This window comes from Rhodococcus sp. WS1 (assembly GCF_003797745.1).
Lineage (GTDB): Bacteria > Actinomycetota > Actinomycetes > Mycobacteriales > Mycobacteriaceae > Rhodococcus_F > Rhodococcus_F erythropolis.
Genome location: NZ_RKLZ01000002.1, coordinates 383,280 through 399,074, shown reverse-complemented (window position 1 = coordinate 399,074; position 15,795 = coordinate 383,280). Strand labels below are relative to the sequence as shown.

General features: G+C 64.2%; 17 protein-coding genes. 6 read left to right on the top strand and 11 right to left on the bottom strand.

The genetic code is table 11. From position 1 onward, the window contains the following. Nucleotides 1-37 precede the first annotated feature (37 nt). Entirely contained in the window at nucleotides 38-979 is a 942-nt protein-coding gene (locus EEB12_RS14360) for a cytochrome c oxidase assembly protein (RefSeq protein WP_141487983.1), read from the top strand. Between the two features lie 11 nt (nucleotides 980-990). Here EEB12_RS14360 and EEB12_RS14355 read toward each other — a convergent pair whose 3' ends face one another. The 5 genes from EEB12_RS14355 to EEB12_RS14335 form a co-directional block, all read right to left on the bottom strand. Beyond that, nucleotides 991-1,536 carry a ferritin gene (locus tag EEB12_RS14355; RefSeq protein WP_020905744.1) on the bottom strand — a complete coding sequence of 182 codons (546 nt, stop codon included), beginning with the start codon at nucleotides 1,534-1,536 and terminating at the stop codon, nucleotides 991-993. A 37-nt stretch (nucleotides 1,537-1,573) separates the two neighbouring features. After that, the gene (locus EEB12_RS14350; RefSeq protein ID WP_141487982.1) at nucleotides 1,574-2,044 is read right to left on the bottom strand and encodes a hypothetical protein; all 471 of its coding nucleotides are present in this window, start codon (nucleotides 2,042-2,044) and stop codon (nucleotides 1,574-1,576) included. 99 nt (nucleotides 2,045-2,143) lie between these two features. Further along, complete coding sequence (locus EEB12_RS14345; RefSeq protein ID WP_181447572.1) at nucleotides 2,144-3,364, bottom strand: LCP family protein; 1,221 nt, start codon at nucleotides 3,362-3,364, stop codon at nucleotides 2,144-2,146. 148 nt (nucleotides 3,365-3,512) lie between these two features. Continuing rightward, nucleotides 3,513-4,334, bottom strand: a complete 822-nt coding sequence (locus EEB12_RS14340; RefSeq protein WP_020905746.1) for a CPBP family intramembrane glutamic endopeptidase — start codon at nucleotides 4,332-4,334, stop codon at nucleotides 3,513-3,515. Between the two features lie 10 nt (nucleotides 4,335-4,344). Beyond that, entirely contained in the window at nucleotides 4,345-5,124 is a 780-nt protein-coding gene (locus tag EEB12_RS14335) for a DUF2470 domain-containing protein (RefSeq protein ID WP_019746383.1), read from the bottom strand. A gap of 139 nt (nucleotides 5,125-5,263) precedes the next feature. Between EEB12_RS14335 and EEB12_RS14330 the strand changes: the two genes are divergently transcribed. The 3 genes from EEB12_RS14330 to EEB12_RS14320 are packed head-to-tail and all read left to right on the top strand — an operon-like array spanning nucleotide 5,264 to nucleotide 7,513. After that, a complete protein-coding gene (locus EEB12_RS14330; protein WP_021334642.1) occupies nucleotides 5,264-5,902 on the top strand; it encodes a hypothetical protein in 639 nt (212 codons plus the stop codon). A gap of 13 nt (nucleotides 5,903-5,915) precedes the next feature. Then, entirely contained in the window at nucleotides 5,916-6,848 is a 933-nt protein-coding gene (gene pheA, locus EEB12_RS14325) for a prephenate dehydratase (protein ID WP_181447568.1), read from the top strand. After that, the gene (locus EEB12_RS14320) at nucleotides 6,845-7,513 is read left to right on the top strand and encodes a histidine phosphatase family protein (protein WP_019746386.1); all 669 of its coding nucleotides are present in this window, start codon (nucleotides 6,845-6,847) and stop codon (nucleotides 7,511-7,513) included. Before pheA ends, EEB12_RS14320 begins: the two co-directional genes overlap by 4 nt. Before the next feature lie 9 nt (nucleotides 7,514-7,522). Here the strand turns inward: EEB12_RS14320 and EEB12_RS14315 are convergent, their stop codons facing one another. From EEB12_RS14315 to EEB12_RS14290, 6 genes are all read right to left on the bottom strand, one after another. Continuing rightward, nucleotides 7,523-9,625: an acyltransferase family protein gene (locus tag EEB12_RS14315; RefSeq protein WP_070384789.1), complete on the bottom strand. Its 2,103-nt coding sequence runs from the start codon at nucleotides 9,623-9,625 to the stop codon at nucleotides 7,523-7,525. 40 nt (nucleotides 9,626-9,665) lie between these two features. Beyond that, complete coding sequence (locus EEB12_RS14310; protein ID WP_141487980.1) at nucleotides 9,666-10,484, bottom strand: ESX secretion-associated protein EspG; 819 nt, start codon at nucleotides 10,482-10,484, stop codon at nucleotides 9,666-9,668. Then, a complete protein-coding gene (locus EEB12_RS14305; RefSeq protein ID WP_141487979.1) occupies nucleotides 10,484-11,752 on the bottom strand; it encodes a PPE domain-containing protein in 1,269 nt (422 codons plus the stop codon). Before EEB12_RS14305 ends, EEB12_RS14310 begins: the two co-directional genes overlap by 1 nt. Before the next feature lie 92 nt (nucleotides 11,753-11,844). Beyond that, the gene (locus EEB12_RS14300) at nucleotides 11,845-12,144 is read right to left on the bottom strand and encodes a PE family protein (protein ID WP_029254193.1); all 300 of its coding nucleotides are present in this window, start codon (nucleotides 12,142-12,144) and stop codon (nucleotides 11,845-11,847) included. A gap of 133 nt (nucleotides 12,145-12,277) precedes the next feature. Continuing rightward, nucleotides 12,278-12,628, bottom strand: a complete 351-nt coding sequence (locus EEB12_RS14295; RefSeq protein ID WP_070796765.1) for a metallopeptidase family protein — start codon at nucleotides 12,626-12,628, stop codon at nucleotides 12,278-12,280. A gap of 3 nt (nucleotides 12,629-12,631) precedes the next feature. Then, nucleotides 12,632-13,738 carry a septum formation family protein gene (locus EEB12_RS14290; protein ID WP_019746391.1) on the bottom strand — a complete coding sequence of 369 codons (1,107 nt, stop codon included), beginning with the start codon at nucleotides 13,736-13,738 and terminating at the stop codon, nucleotides 12,632-12,634. 70 nt (nucleotides 13,739-13,808) lie between these two features. On the opposite strand from EEB12_RS14290, the gene EEB12_RS14285 reads away from it, so the two are divergent. Both EEB12_RS14285 and serS read left to right on the top strand, forming a co-directional pair. Next, the gene (locus EEB12_RS14285; RefSeq protein WP_003945404.1) at nucleotides 13,809-14,204 is read left to right on the top strand and encodes an ankyrin repeat domain-containing protein; all 396 of its coding nucleotides are present in this window, start codon (nucleotides 13,809-13,811) and stop codon (nucleotides 14,202-14,204) included. Between the two features lie 65 nt (nucleotides 14,205-14,269). Further along, complete coding sequence (gene serS / locus EEB12_RS14280; protein WP_003945400.1) at nucleotides 14,270-15,523, top strand: serine--tRNA ligase; 1,254 nt, start codon at nucleotides 14,270-14,272, stop codon at nucleotides 15,521-15,523. Nucleotides 15,524-15,795: the final 272 nt, after the last annotated feature.

Genomic DNA, 15,795 nt, shown 5'->3' with positions numbered 1-15,795 from the left:
GAAAGGATTCGAAGGAGGGTTCGCCCGTGAATCGGAGGTGAACGGTCTGGCGCCGCCGTCGATCGGACAGATGTTGACCTGGGACTCCTCGTCCCTGTCACCTCTTGTTCTACTGGGAGCTGTTCTGGCGCTTTGGTATTGGTGGTCAATGCACCGTGTGCGTGCGCGGGGACGGCTATGGCCCTGGTATCGAACTGCGTGTTTTCTGGCCGGATGCTTGCTGTTGATCGCCGTGACCGGTTCGAAGGTCGAAAGTTACGGGAACGAACTCTTCAGTGTCTGGATGTTCCAGCATTTGACGCTCTCGATGGCGATCCCGCCGCTGTGGGTGCTGGGCTCGCCAGGACTGCTGCTACTGCGTTCGACGTCGCATCGAGGTCCCGGGAGAAATGTTCTGGCGCTTGCACTGTCGGCGTTGCGCAGCCGTCCGGCACGGTGGATGTTGCACCCCGGGTTCACGATCCCGGTCTTTCTGTTCAGCTACTACGGGATCTACCTGTCGCCGATCTTCGACGCCGTCTCGGGATTGCCGGCCGGACACGTCCTTCTCGAAATCTTCTTTCTCACCAGCGGTCTGCTCTTCATCATGCCCGTGCTCGCCACCGGACCACTGCCGGTGCGGCAAAGCTATCTCGGCCGGTGTTTCGACCTTTTCGTGGAGATGCCGCTGCACGTGTTCATCGGAGTCGTTCTCATGATGGCGACAAAGCCGCTGCTGACCACGTTCGTGAATCCGCCTCCCGAGTGGGGCGTGGACGTGATGCAGGACCAGCAGTTGGCCGGTGCCCTTGCGTGGTCGTACGGAGAGCCCGTCGCGCTGGTGGTGGTCGTGATCTTCGCGATGCGCTGGAACCGGGACGACAAACGGATGAATGCCGCCCAGGACCGCCGCGCCGAGATCGACGGCGACAGTGATCTGGAGGCATACAACAACTTCCTCAGATCACTGAGCGCCGCCGAGCGGCCGGAGACTCGGTAGGCCGGTGGCCCTCAGACGCCGCCGCCGGCGGGCGTCGGCGCCATTGCGTCGGCAGCTGCCGGTGTGTTCATCTCGCGTGCGACAAACGTTTCGAGGTGGAAGAGGTTGTCGCCGGCGCGGTCGACGATGGTGAGAAGTGTTGTCATGCTTGCAACTTCCTCGACCTGCTCCTTGAGGAACCACTGCATGAACTGCTCGCCCAGGTAGTCGCCGGTATCGCGCGCGGTGCGCGCCAACTGCGTGATCTGCTCGGTGACCGTCTTCTCCTGCTCGAGTGCCAATTCGACCGGGGCACGGACGCTGTCGAACTTCGTCACGACGTCGTCGACACCCGGTACGTCCACGTCGAGGTCGTTGTCGAGCAGGTACTGGATCATCATCATCGCGTGACCGCGTTCCTCGGTGGCCTGGCTGTAGAAGCGCGCGGCCATCTGCGGAAGATCGTGTGCATCGAAGTACACCGCTACCGCGATGTACTGCTGCGATGCAGTGAACTCGTTACGGATCTGCTGACGCAGCAGAGTGGTGAATTCGCTCGAGTTCTTCGCCTGTGTCATCCCAACAGATTACTGGGTCGGCGGCACGGACAGGGAGCTACTTGTTGTCGAGCTGATCGATGATGAAGTCGAGAGTTTCCGGCCGGTATCCGTAGACGAACGAGTCCTTTTCGCCGACGTACCAGTCGCCGCACTGGAAAGAACTGCCCTTCTCGACCCCCGTCGGCCACCACTGTGCGGACAGCGATGCCGGACGAGTTTCGACGGTAGGTTGTGCGATGCAGCTGTTGTGATCTATCTCCGTGATGTTCGCAGTCATGCGCAGGATGCGTTCGTTGCCGGTGGTGCGGATGACCTCGTCGATACCCGTCGCGCCGGCGGGAACCCAACTCGGCAGTGTGTCGATTCCGTTGGATGCTTGTGCAAAAGAGAAGGTTTCGGTTTTCTTGTATGCCTTCGACTCGTCGAACTTGTCGAAGGTGCCCGAGCAGGACGTGGCCAGTAAAGCCGCTCCGGCCGAGGCGGCGATGACGGCGGCGGTGCGGAATCGGCGGTGTGCTGTGTTCATACCTTCACGGTATTTTTCCGCCGGCCGTTCCGCGTCCTGCCGGAAAGCGATTTGTTCGCTCGGCCTGTCCTCCCGGGGTACTACCGAAACTCAGGGCGATCACCCCGTGGTGATCAGATCCTGCGGAATCTGCTGATCGTTGGCCAGGGCGTCGAAGAACTGCGAAGCGCGTGCCTTGTCCCACAACAACACGTTGCCCGACCCGTCCACGTCCTCGAAACCGGCGACGGGAACCGTCGTGGTGGTCATCCCGCCGCGAAGCGCCCAGGCGAGTGAGGCCAGATTCCAGATGTGATCGCCCTCGTCGACCTGCAAAGACTTGGCCGTATCGGAGACGAGCGGCCACAACCGGAACGGATTGAGGAACGTACTCGGACTCGTCGCCTTCGACAGCAACGCCGACATGAACTGGCGCTGGTTGTTCATGCGGTCGAGGTCGGCGAGCGCGGTTGCTCGGGTCCGTACGAACCCGAGTGCATCCGAACCCTTCAAGTCTTGGCATCCGGCGGGGAGGTTGATTCCGGCCAGCGGATCGTCGATCGCCTGCGTCAGGCATACATTGACGCCACCGACGGCGTCGACGATGCCGGCGAACCCGCTGAATCCGATCTCGGCATAGTGGTCGATGCGAAGTCCGGTTGCCTCCTCGACGGTCTGCACCAGCAAGGGGGCACCACCGAAAGCGAAGGCGGCGTTGATCTTGTCCGAGCCGTAGCCGGGAATCGGAACGTACGAATCGCGGGGGATGCTGACCATCGTCGTCTTCCCGCTCTTGGGAACGTGGACCAAGATGACCGTGTCAGTGCGCTTGGGGCCGGTGTCACCACCTGTCGCAAGCGCTTGCTCCTGCTCGGGTGTGAGCCCCTCACGACTGTCGGAGCCGACGATCAGCCAGTTCGTGCCCGGAGTATCGGCGACGCGTCCCGCGTAGTCGGGCAGCGCGTCGATTCGATTGAGCGAACTGTCGACGTAATAGACCGCGCCGGCCAGCGCGAGCAGCAAGACCAACAACGTGATGCCGATACGTTTACCCCAGCTACGACGCTTGCGTGGGCGTCGCTGCTTCGGGGGTTCAGGAGGGCGCGGCGGGGCGTTCGGCGGGGTTCGGCGCGGCGGCGCGGGTGCGTACTTCGCCTGACGCGGCGGCCCCTGCCTGCGGGGGTCGTCCTGGAACGGCTGCGGGCGTTGGGTCGGCGCCCAGTCCTCACGCCTGGGTTGCTGCGGCGCTTCTGGTGGGACCTGTGACCAGGCCTGATTGGCCGGATTCTGCTGCGGTGGACGTCCGTCGCGGCGAATGACCGTCGGCCCTTCCGGCGGCATCGGTGGGCGCCGCTGCGGGGGTGGGCCCTGACGGGGTGGCATCGGTCCACGCGGGGGCGGCTGGCGCCGCGGAGGTGGCCCTGGCGGCTGGCGCCGCGGAGGGCGCTGAGGGTATTCGGAGTCGCCGGTCACCAGTTCACGGTACCGGTCACGGCAGCCAGGAGACGTGATCGCGCAGGAGGGCGTAACCGATGAACGCCACCATGTCGATGAGCGCGTGGGCGATGATCAGCGGCCACAGCTTGCCGGTGCGCTGCCAGTATCGACCGAACACGAGCCCCATGATCACGTTTCCCACACCGCCGCCGAACCCTTGGTAGAGGTGATAACTACCGCGCAGGAGCGAGGACGCGAGCAGTGACTTGTTCTCACTCCAGCCGAGTGTCCGGAGGCGAGTGATCAGGTAGGCGACGACCAGTACCTCTTCGGCGCCCGAGTTCGCGATTGCGGACAGTACGAGGATCGGAACCCGCCACCAGTGGTCGTCGAGCGCGCTGGCCTGGACGGTGAGGTTGATGCTCAGTGCCTGAGCGACGAGGTAGAACAGGAGGCCGGGGAGGCCGATCACAGCGGCGAGGCCGAATCCCGGAGCGATGTCGCGCCCGAATCGAGGCTTGGGAGTCAGGCCCGCAGCACGCGGACCGATCCCCGAACGCCACAGTAGATAGAGTCCCAGCGCTGCCCACGCGAGAAGCTTTGCGACGCCCAGTAATTGGCGCGCCAGGTCGATCCAGTCGATGGCGGCCCGCGACGGGTTGAGTGCAACCGTCTGATCCGAGAGCGCAACCGGCGTCGCCAAGGATTCGGCGAGCGAAAGGATCCCGGACAATCCGCTGAGCCCGAAGGTGACCAGCAGAACGATAGTGATCTCGATCCGGATTCCGCGTCTGGCGGCGGGATCGAGTTCCGGGTCCGTTCGAACGGGAGACGGCGGCCGCAACCAGGTGCGGACGGTTTCGCGGGCATTCACCCGCGCAACGCTAGCCGTTTGCAGCGCCACCCGATCGGAGGCCGTTGAGGAAAGGGCACCCGACCAGCATTCGGATGGCGCGGCTCAGCGCGGGAGCGTCGTCGACGGGGTTGGCGAACGGCATCCACACGTCGCGGTCGCCGGTGTGATCCTCGACCCGCAGGCGCAGTCCGTAGCGGTCGATGCCGAGTGGGCGAACGCGTCCGGTGCGCATGTACGGGGGAAGCTTGCGCACGAGCAGGTCCACGAGATCGCGGTGGTCTTCGTCGAGATGCTGCAGCCACGCCGTCTCCATTTCCCAGAAGGGATCGGGGCTGGCGTTCAGCAACTCGTCCACGGCGACGGGTTCTGCCCCCGTCGAGTCGGCGACAACGGCCGAGGCCAGGCTCAGGCGAAGGAGGACCGAGGTGTGGCCGATGTCGAGGAGCCCCGGGTGGGGATGTTCGGATGCGACGTCGTCGGCGAGAACGCGTGCCTCGTAGTCGGGCACGGCGTGCAACGAGCCGCGAAGCCATACGAGGGAGCGCACGGGCTCACGCAGCCGCAGTGGTGCGTGATCGGTGATCTCGAGGACGGCAGGCAGGCCGCCGCCGCCGGAGTTCCAGGCCAGGGCCGCAGCTGCGGAGGCATGTGGGACTGCAACGACGACGTCACCGTTCGAACGCAGGTGATGCACCGACGTGACGGTGGGATCGCTGCCTTCGATGGCGAGAACTGCGTCCTGTGCGCGCACACAGGCGCTGCGGACGCGTTCGGCGGTGGACGGGCCGGTGCTGGTCTTCGTTGCCATGCTGCCCCCTTGGCGGGTGTTCTCTCGAACTCCATCGGATGATGAGGTAACCCTAACCTAAGGCGCTTCGGTGTGAATCGCAAGACTTTTGCGCAACTCGCGTGGAATCCGCCGCCTGCGCCGGGGTTACGGTTTGTCTGTGGCCATTCCTCTTTCACTCGGGCTGCCCGCCCCGAGAAACTCGCGCGGACTTCTCGAAGCACTCTTTCTCCCGGTCGTTCCGGCTTCGGCGCTGATCGGTGGCGAAGCAGCAGGCCGGGTTGTCGTTCGCCTCGATATCGATCCGGAAGAACTGCGTGCGGACACGGAAGCGTCGTACGAGGCCGTCCGTTTCGACGTCGACGTCACCACCGACCAGATCGACGACGCGATCGCGCTACGTCTGCCCGCTCCGCTCGCGGTGTACGTCGACGGCGGCGAAGAGGATCTGACACCCGCCGAAGCGGCGCTGCGCCTGTGCGAAGGTGGACGGATCCCCGGACTCGCCGCCGGTCGCACGCCCACCGAAGTGGCTGATTTCCTGGCGGTACTCGCGCACGAGTCCGTCGGTTTCGTAGCCCGCGCAGCCGACGGCGACGAGGTGATCGCCCTACTGTGTGGCACCGTCGCTGCACTGCGCGGCGACGACGTGCGCGCCGCGATAGTCGATCCGAAGCCCGAAAAACTCGCCGCGCTGATCCCGGAAGCCGCATCCGCGATGCGCGAGGTGCTGCTCACGATCGAGGTTGCAGATCTGCCTGCGGTGGAAACGGCTCTGCGTGCCGCGGGTTTGCAGTGACCGGCGTGGGTCGATGCGTAATCTTTTAGGCGTGCCAAGAATCGCGTATTTCGGTCCGTCGGGAACCTTCACGGAGATAGCTCTCGCCCAGTTGGAGGCTGAGGGCGCGTTCGGCGAAACCGTCGAGCGAGTACCGGCCGGCAGTCCGCCGGCGACTCTCGACATGGTTCGCGACGGTTCCGTGGACGGGGCCGTAGTTCCCTTCGAGAACTCGGTGGAAGGCGGCGTAGCGCCGACGCTCGATTCACTCGCTCTCGGTTCGCCCCTGCAGATCGTTGCCGAAACCGATCTGGACGTGAGTTTCTCCATCCTGGTTCGGGCCGGGACGACCGCCGACCAGGTCCGCACGATCGGGGCCTATCCGCATGCGGGCGCACAGGTCCGCGGATGGATCGCCGAGAACCTGCCCCAGGCCGAGGTGGTGTTGGCCTCGTCCAACGCCGGTGCGGCGCTGGACGTGCAGGCTGGAACGGTCGACGCCGGTGTGTCCACGGCTTTGGCCGGTCAGATGCTCGGACTCGACAGCCTGGCGGACAACGTCGCCGATGTGGGCGGCGCCCGTACACGTTTCGTGCTGGTCACCAAGCCGGCTCCGGTTCCCGAACGGACCGGTGCCGATCGCACCGCGCTGGTGCTTCACCTCGACAACGCTCCAGGCTCCCTGGTGCGCGCACTCTCCGAATTCGCCGCTCGCGGTATCGATCTGACTCGGATCGAATCGCGTCCGATGCGAACGGAATTGGGTACGTACCGGTTCTTCGTGGACTGCGTCGGACACGTCGAGGACTCGCTGGTGGCCGAGGCGATGCGTGCACTGCATCGGAAATCCGGAGTCCGCTTCCTGGGGTCGTGGGTGACAGCGAATTCGACCGGGCCACAACCTCCTTCGGACGAAGAAGCGATTCGGTGGATCGACGAACTCAAGCATGGAGGGGGAGAACGATGACCGGAAGGCTCATCCTCGTTCGGCACGGTCAGACGGAGGCGAATGTCGCCAAACGTCTCGACACCGCTCTGCCCGGAGCAAAGCTCACGCCGGAAGGGTTGGCGCAGGCCGAGACGTTGGGCATCGGCCTGGCTTCGGCTCCTCCTCTGGCGCTCGTATCGTCCTTGGCTTTGCGTGCCCGGCAGACAGCAGGTTTTGTGGAGCAGGCCGCCGGTGTATCCCTGGATGTGCGGGACGGACTGCACGAGGTCCAGGCCGGTGACCTCGAGGATCGCACCGACGAGGCCGCGCACCGACTGTTCATGGAGACGTTCCATCACTGGCACACCGGCAACCTCGGCGCTCGCATTCCCGGCGGTGAAACGGGATACGACGTCCTGGAACGGTACGTCCCCGTCGTCAATGCGCTGCGCGAAGAATTTCTGGAAGGCTCACGAGACGGCGGCGACATCGTCGTGGTGAGTCATGGTGCTGCGATTCGTCTTGTCGCCGCCCAGCTTGCCGGTGTCCCCGGACTGTTCGCAGCCAACAACCACTTGGCCAACACCGAGACCGTCGAACTGTTGCCCTCAGCTGATGGCGGCTGGGAATGCCTACGCTGGGGAGCCGTCAACCCGCCGTTCGAGCACCGACTCATCCCCGGCGCCGACGACGTGATGGGCTGACAGCCGGTTTCACCACCAACCGGTCTGGACGCTCAGTTGGCGCCCCAGTTCAGCCGACAGTGTGCTCACGTAGCTGGCTGTCAGGTGGTGGGAATCGTGATACACCAACACATTTCCCTCTACGACGCGGCACAACTCCGGTCCGCACACACCGTCGCTGAGATCGAGTAGGCGGACGTTGGTCAGATCGGCAATTGCCGACGGCGCCGGATTGACGTCGCTGAGCATTTCGGACCGTGGCATCGCGCAGTGATCGGGTGACGTGGTTGTCGCCAGACAGTCGATCGCGCGGTAGGCGACGCCGTCGTGGTGCAGCCAGGGGGTATCGCGAATGGCGAGGACGTCGATACCGTCGCGCCCCAGTTCCTCCCATACGTGAACGTACGATTCGGGCGTCACGTCACCAGGGCCGTCGGAACTCGGCCTGGTTGCCGTCGTGAACACGAAATCGGGTGAGGCGTCGGCCAACTCGGTCAGCACTCCACGCGACCAGTCGACACAATCCGGATAGTCGTTGTCCGACAACGTCTGCATGGAGTCGACGGTGAGCGGGCAGCCCATCTTCAGATACGTGTCGACGCGGAACCCGTGACTCTTGCCGAGTTCGTCGAGCGCAGTGAGCCAGTGCTCGGAGTGCGAACCACCCGCGAGCGCGATGGTTCTGTCTGCATCGGCGTCGCCATAGGTGCAGTGGACGACGTCCCGCTCGAGAAAATCGGCGATACAGCCGTCGAGCGTGCTGGCCGGAAGGTCCAGTGGCGCATCGAAGATCGAGGGAACCATCGACGCCTTGGGTACTTCGGCACCGTCGGTGAGCGCGAGTGCGCCGGGATGGGTCGGGAGGTCGAGGGTGTCGACCGCCCGCTGGCCCGTCGTCTGGCTGCTCGCGTACGACTGCCAGGCGACTGAAGCGGCGAGGACCGCGGCAGCGGTGACGACGCATGCCAGGACGGTGTACCGGCGCGAGCGGCCTCCGCGCTCCACCGGAACCTCGACGAGGCGCCGGAGTGCAAGCGCCCCCGCGACGGAGAGGGCGATGATCAGTGCCCCGCCGAGCAGGCCGGCTTCGGGGCGTCCGGTGATCACGAGTGCAAACACCAGAATCGGCCAGTGAATCAGGTACAGCGCGAATGCGAACGAGCCGAGCCACGTCAGTGCCGGATGGGCGAGCGTCTTCGACGTCCAAGGTGTGTCGTCGCCGACTCCGGACAGTATCAACGCAAGAGTGGCCAGCACCGGTACCAGCGCCCACGGGCCGGGGAACTGCTGGGCGCCGTCGAGCACTATGCCGCACAACAGGATCGACGAAAGCCCCGCCCAGCCGATCGTCGCTCTGACCGAGAACGGCAGGGATGCGATCTGCCGACTGCGCGTGCTGGTCATCAGAACGGCCAGCAGACCACCGAGGGCCAATTCCCACAACCTGGCGCCGGAGTCGTAGTACGCCCAGGCTTGGTGACGCGAAGATTTGGCGAGTGCGTAGAGAAAAGATCCTGCGGTCAGAACCAGAAGGGTGGCCGCGAGTGACGGGCGGAAATAGTTGGGATTCACGCGTGAAGCCACATAAGCGATCACGGAGACGAGTGCGATGGCCAGGAGATAGAACTGACCTTGCACGGCCATCGACCACAGGTGCTGCAGGGGAGTGACCGAGCCGTCGGCGGCCAGGTAGTCGCTTGCGGTGCTGGCGAGCTGCCAGTTCTGGAAGAACCCGAGCACCGCGATCAGTTGATCGCCCAGATCGGCCCAGCGTGTGCGTGGCAGCAGCAACGCGGTCCCCAGTGCGGTCAAAATGCTGACCACCGCGATCAGGGGGAACAGCCGCAGAAACACCCGCCGCAGTGCCGGGACCGGGTTGAGTGAACCCCCGGCTTCGGCGCGTCGAACCAGTGAGCCGACGAAGAAGTATCCGGACAGAACCAGGAAGACGTCCACCCCGCCCGATACCCGTCCGAACCACACGTGGAATACGACCACCAAACCGATGGCGAGGCCACGCAGTCCGTTCAGGTCTTGTCGGTGCGGTGTTGTTGCCCGTTCTTCGTTCGGCCGGTCGATCGTGGCGACCGAGCCTTGTTCGCCCGGTGACGACGGTTGACGCGAGAACTGCATGCTGAAGTAAGGCTCCGGGCGTTGAAGGGACGCCCCGAGGTTACCCGGAAGTCTCCGGCGTCGATTCCTCGAGTTCGGTTACCAGCGCGTTCACGGCTTGTCGCAGGCGATGCGGTGTTCCGGAACTGATGGACGTCCACTCGGTGCCGTCGGCAGCCCGAGTAGTCGAACCCACGAGCCGGCCGGCCAAGGTGTCGTACACAGTCACTGCGCCGGTCATGAGCGTCGCCGCTCCCAAACTGTGTGGTATTCCAACCAATTCGGCGAAGGCAGTGCATGTGACGATTGCCCTACCCAGTTGGCGCGCGTCGTCTTCGGGTATCCCGGCGTTGATCAAGGCCGAGGTCACGCTGTCTGCATCCGGGCCGGCGCCGAATGCCAGGCTGAGCATCTCGGTCGGTGCGTTGATCACGGCAATCGGCATTGCTTCGGCGCTGCCGAGCGCGGTGACAACGGGTGCAGCTGGTTCGGCGGTGACGCTGCACAATGCGAACGAAGAATCGGTTGAAGTTGCTTCGACACAAAGGAACTCGCCCTGTGCGACGCAGAGGCGTGAAATCCTTCCACCGACATGCCGACGCAGCGCCAACTCCCATTTGGGGTGGGTCAGGACGCGTAGGCGGGCGCTGAGTTCGTGATGGATCTCCCCGCCGGGGAGGAGATCGCGCTCGGAGAGCGAATCTGCCGCGGACTGCATCGCCGTATGGTGAGCGCTCGCACTGGCGTGAACCGTCGCGCCACCGAGAACCACCGGAAGCGCATCGAGCCCGAGTCGCTCACGTACATAGTCGATTTCGTCCTGTGAGAGGGCGACGACAGGCAAATTCCACCCATCAGGTGAGGTGCCGAGGTCCACCATCAACGCTCTGCAGTTTCGAGTGCGCCACCGATCACGGACGGGATGACTGTTCGGCCGTCGGCGAAGTGCTCGAAGTGCTTCAGATAATCAGGTGTGTCGTGCTCGGTGTCGTCTTCAGATTGGGCCGCATGACGGCCGCCGGCGATCGGCGCAGATCCGCCTGCGGTTCGGGCCGGATCCACTTTGACGGTATCGACGGTGCCCTGAACCGGCGAGGTCACGGGGTTCTGGCGCGCGGCGCTCTGGCCGGTGGAGGGATCCGGAAGAGCGTGCCGGCCGGTGCTGCTGCTCGACGACGAGCCCGCGAATGCTCCGGCTCCGGTGGTCGCGGAAGCTGCGCTGACCTGTGCCGTTGCCCGACTTGCCGACGGGGTGCCGAACAGTGATGGTGTGGAAGCGCCGAGTCTCGCGCCGCCGAGTCCTGCGCCACCGAGCCCTGCGCCGCCCAGTCCGGTGAGTCCTGCTCCGGCCGTCGCGAGAGTTGATGCGGCAGTGGTGGCGCCCGTGACGGCGGTGGTCGCGGCACTGACGGCGGCCGACGCTCCACCGGAGATGGCACCGGCCTGTGAGGCAGCGGCGGCAAATACCGGGTTGGAAACTACGGATGCGACAGCAGCGGTTGCGGCGCGCACGGGATCCGCGATTACGTCAGCGAGCGTTGATGCCGCTTGCGCGACGGACTGTCGTGCGGCGTTGCCTGGGCTTTCGGCCGAAGCGGATGCCCCAGCTGTGGGTTCCGCGATGGACGGTGGTGAGTCGAAGTTCTGCTGCACGGCCAGATGCGTCGTTGCGGCGTCGTACGTTTCCATCGTCACCGCCGCTCGAATTTTGAGTGCTTCTTCGGCAGCCTCGGCGGCAGCGGCCCCGCCGACCAGGGCCCCGCCGATGGAGTACGCGGCGACCTTGGCCGCTTGAACCGCCGCGATCTCCGCCAGGGACGGCATGGCCAGGGTGGCGACGGTGTAGGAACCGGACTGCACTTGGGCTTTACCAGCGGTTTCTCCGGCGAGCAGCGCGGCCGCGGCAGCCCATTCCTGGAACGGTGCGAACTTGCTCAACGCGGCATCCGCGGCTTCTCCTGACCACCCGGTGCGAAGGTCCGCCATCACGCGAGAGATGGACGCAGCGGTGTCGGTCAGTCCGGACGACACGGTGGACCAGGCCCCGGCCGCCACACCGAGAGGGACCGGCCCGGCCCCGGCGACCAGTGCTGCAGAGTTGGGTGCTGCGCCCCGTGGATACCAGATGACGCCGGTGATGCCGACCATTGTTCTTCCCCCCAGGAAGTGTGACTGTGTTGCCGAGTTGCCGAGTTGCCGAGTTGCCGAGTTACCGTGTTACCGAGTTCGATTTCTGTCGATCAGATCGGTGCGGCTGCCAGGCTGGACTTGGTGAGCTGGTCTTCGAGCTCGTAGGCAGCTGCATTCTTGCGCAGAGCTGCCGCAGCCGCGGTGAGCTCCTCGATTGCCCGATCGGTGGACGAGGCAAGGCTGCCCGAGATGGTGTTGAAGTAATTTGCCGCGCTACCGGACACTTCCTCGGATCCGGCTGGGAGAACGCGTAGCGTCGGCTGCGCAGTAGAGACGATTCCGCGCAATCGCGTCGCCGCAGACTCGAGTTCCATTGCGGCGGCAACTAGGGCTTGAGGGTCGACGTACATAGTGCCGAACTCCTTCCTGACCAGGGCGGATAAGTGGCCGGGAGGTCGTGCACACAGCCGTAGAAATCCCCCCGCACATAGTTTGATGCATACCGGCCGCTTTTGGTTCCCCCGAAATCGGACGACTTTGCCCTCAGCCCCAGCCGAGTTCGTGCAATCTGTCTTCTTCGATGCCGAAGTAGTGCGCGATCTCGTGGATGACGGTCACGGCAACCTCGTGAACAACCTCGTCCTCGGATGCACAGATGTCGAGTATCGAATCGCGGAAAATAGTGACCGTGTCCGGCAGGTACCCACCGTAATGAGAATCCCGCTCGGTCAGAGCGACGCCCTGATACAAACCGAGCAGCCCCGGTTCTGCCTCGTCACGTGCTTCGACAAGCACCACGACGTTGTCGATGGCCTTGGCAAGTTCGGGCGGAATCAGATCGAGCGCCTCGCCGACCAGTTCCTCGAACCGGTCGGGCGTCATAGTCACCGTCATGGCTTACGACGGCGGAGCTGCGCCGGGCAACGGCGTCGGCAGCGACCGACCTTCCGGTGCAGCGGGTGGCGGGACCGGAGCGGCGCCGTTGATCAGGATTTCGCCCTTGGCGCTTCCGGTGATCGCGGCAAACCCGCCGGTTTCGACCTCTTTGCCGATCGAACAATTGACTCGGCGGCTACCGGCCAACCAGCTTTCCAGTGAAATGTTGTCCCAGAACAGCGTCAGCGTCTTGTCGCGAAGCGCGTCTGCGGAACCAAGGTACTCGTTGGACGCCTGAGTGCAGACGCCCTCGAGGTAACGGTCCTGATCTTCGACCGACGGCATTGCGCCCGGGAATTGAGTGCCGAGGTCGATCACCGAAATAACCTCGTATGCATGCGGTTTCGCGCAATCGACCGGATCGGTCGGGAGGTTCTGGTTGATGCCGATGCACGTGCCGACGTCCCACACGTTCGACTGGTCCTGGTCCGCCACGCGGCCCACGAACGGTTGTAGTTCGCCGGTCGTGGTCGAGAACTGCAAGCCGCAACGCAGTGCGCGCTCGCCCGAAGCCCAACCCGATTCGCTCGGGAACATCAGGCCGACGCTGAACTTGCCCTTGGGATCGAACTTCGAATCGAGGTAGGACATGACGATGGGTGTGCAGTGCTCGTCGCGGAGTTCGGCGAATCGAAGGGCGCCCGGGTACCGGGAACCGGGGCCGAACTCGGCGCCGGGGAACACCGAGAGGTCGAGTGGTCCGGCAACCTCGAAGCGGTGTTCAGTTCCGCACTGAACCTTTGACATGTCCGTGCGGTCCCCGCCCGACTCGGTCGCAGGCGTCCAGTTGAGGCAGTCGCCGGCCGCAGCCGCGGTGAAGGCGTCGTCGCGAGTAGATCCCGTCGCTGCTGGACCGCCACCACTGACGCTGACCGAGGACGAGTCGTCCTTGTTCAATCCACCGGAAATCGCGATCGTTGCGATCGCGGCGACCACCGCACCTACCGCCACAGCAGCCAGGACCCGACGGGTGCGACTCGCTGAGACAGTTTTCTTCGCCGGCGTCCCCTGGGGATCTGCCGGATCTGGCGACTTCTCGATCTTGTCTTCGGACATCGATTCCATCATGCCTGTTGCCGTGGCGATATCGAACCTTCACTACAAAACTCACAAACGCGTCTGTGAGTATTTTGTAGTCATGAGCGAAAACACCCCACTCGATCCCGAGGCTGTCGAGCTGGCGGGCCGGCTCTTCGACATGGCACGAACCGGCGACGCGGCCGGGCTGGCGTCGTACGTCGATGCTGGAGTTCCCGTCAATCTGACCAACGAGAGTGGCGACACGCTCGTCATGTTGGCGGCGTATCACGGTCACGCTGACGCCGTCGTTGCCTTGATCGAGCGCGGCGCCGACGTCAACCGGCCCAACGACAAGAACCAGACACCCCTCGCCGGAGCCGTCTTCAAGGGCGAGGATGCGGTGGTGAAAGCGCTGGTGAGCGGGGGAGCCGACCCGAAAGGTGGACACCCGACTGCCGTCGACGCGGCTCGGATGTTCGGACGCGAGGACTACCTGAGTCTGCTCGAATCGTGATCTCCCCCTCTCCGACGTGGACGTGACCGTCGGCGAGCTGCGGTGAGTGGGTAAAGTTCGAAGTCGTGATTGACCTCAAGTTTCTCCGTGAGAACCCCGAAATCGTCCGCGAGTCGCAGCGCACCCGTGGAGAAGATCCAGGACTGGTCGACGCTCTGCTCGAAGCCGACGCGTCCCGACGCGCTGCCGTTCTGACCGGAGACAACCTCCGCGCAGAGCAGAAGGCCTTCGGCAAGAAGGTCGGACAGGCATCTCCGGAGGAGCGTCCCGCGCTGCTCGAGGGTTCCAAGGAACTGGCGGCCAAGGTCAAGGAAGCCGAGGCCGCGCAGCACGAGGCGCAGGCCGCGCTCGACTCCGCACACCGCGCGATTTCCAACGTCGTACAAGAAGGTGCGCCGGCCGGCGGCGAGGACGATTACATCGTGCTCGAACACGTCGGTGAGATTCCGAAGTTCGACTTCGAGCCGAAGGATCACCTCGAGCTGGGTGAGTCGCTCGGCCTGATCGACATGGAACGCGGCGCCAAGGTTTCGGGTTCGCGCTTCTACTTCATGACCGGCTACGGAGCCATGCTCCAGCTCGGACTGCTGCAGTTGGCTGCGCAGAAGGCGATCGCCAACGGATTCACGATGATGATTCCGCCGGTGCTCGTACGCCCGGAAATCATGGCGGGTACCGGCTTCCTCGGTGCTCACTCGGACGAGATCTACCACTTGCAGGATGACGACCTGTACCTCGTCGGAACTTCCGAGGTACCCATGGCCGGCTACCACTCGGGCGAGATCCTCGAACTGAACGAAGGCCCTAAGCGCTACGCCGGTTGGTCGTCGTGCTTCCGCCGCGAGGCCGGAAGCTACGGCAAGGACACCCGCGGCATCATCCGTGTACATCAGTTCGACAAGGTCGAGATGTTCACGTACTGCCGTCCCGAGGATGCCGACGCCGAACACCAGCGTCTCCTCGGCTGGGAGCGAGACATGTTGGCCGCCATCGACGTTCCTTACCGCGTGATCGACGTCGCCGGCGGAGATCTCGGTTCTTCGGCTGCGCGTAAATTCGACTGCGAGGCATGGGTTCCGACGCAGGGCACCTACCGCGAGCTGACATCGACGTCCAACTGCACGACTTTCCAGGCCCGCCGCCTCGGAGTTCGGTACCGCGACGAGAACGGCAAGCCGCAGACGGCTGCCACTCTCAACGGCACCCTGGCAACGACGCGCTGGATCGTGTCGATTCTCGAGAACCATCAGCAGGCCGACGGCTCGGTGCGAGTGCCCGAGGCATTGGTGCCGTTCGTCGGCACGGATGTGCTTCGCTGACACACTGAACAAACACAATCAGGGCCGCGACGGACTCCGTCGCGGCCCTGATTCGTACTTTCGTACTGGTAGGTTTGGAACCTTTTCCGAACTGGCGGAATATCAAATTTTTCCCGCCGATTGACGAGTTGACCACCAAAAGCGTTGTCGATAGACCGCTTTGGCGTTAGTTTTGCGTTCAATCGGGCTTCCATACCCTGCTTTTCCATCCCCCGTCAGGTGATGTGAGGGTGAGTCCGGGGTGAATTGGACAAGTGTCTTGCCAAAAGTAG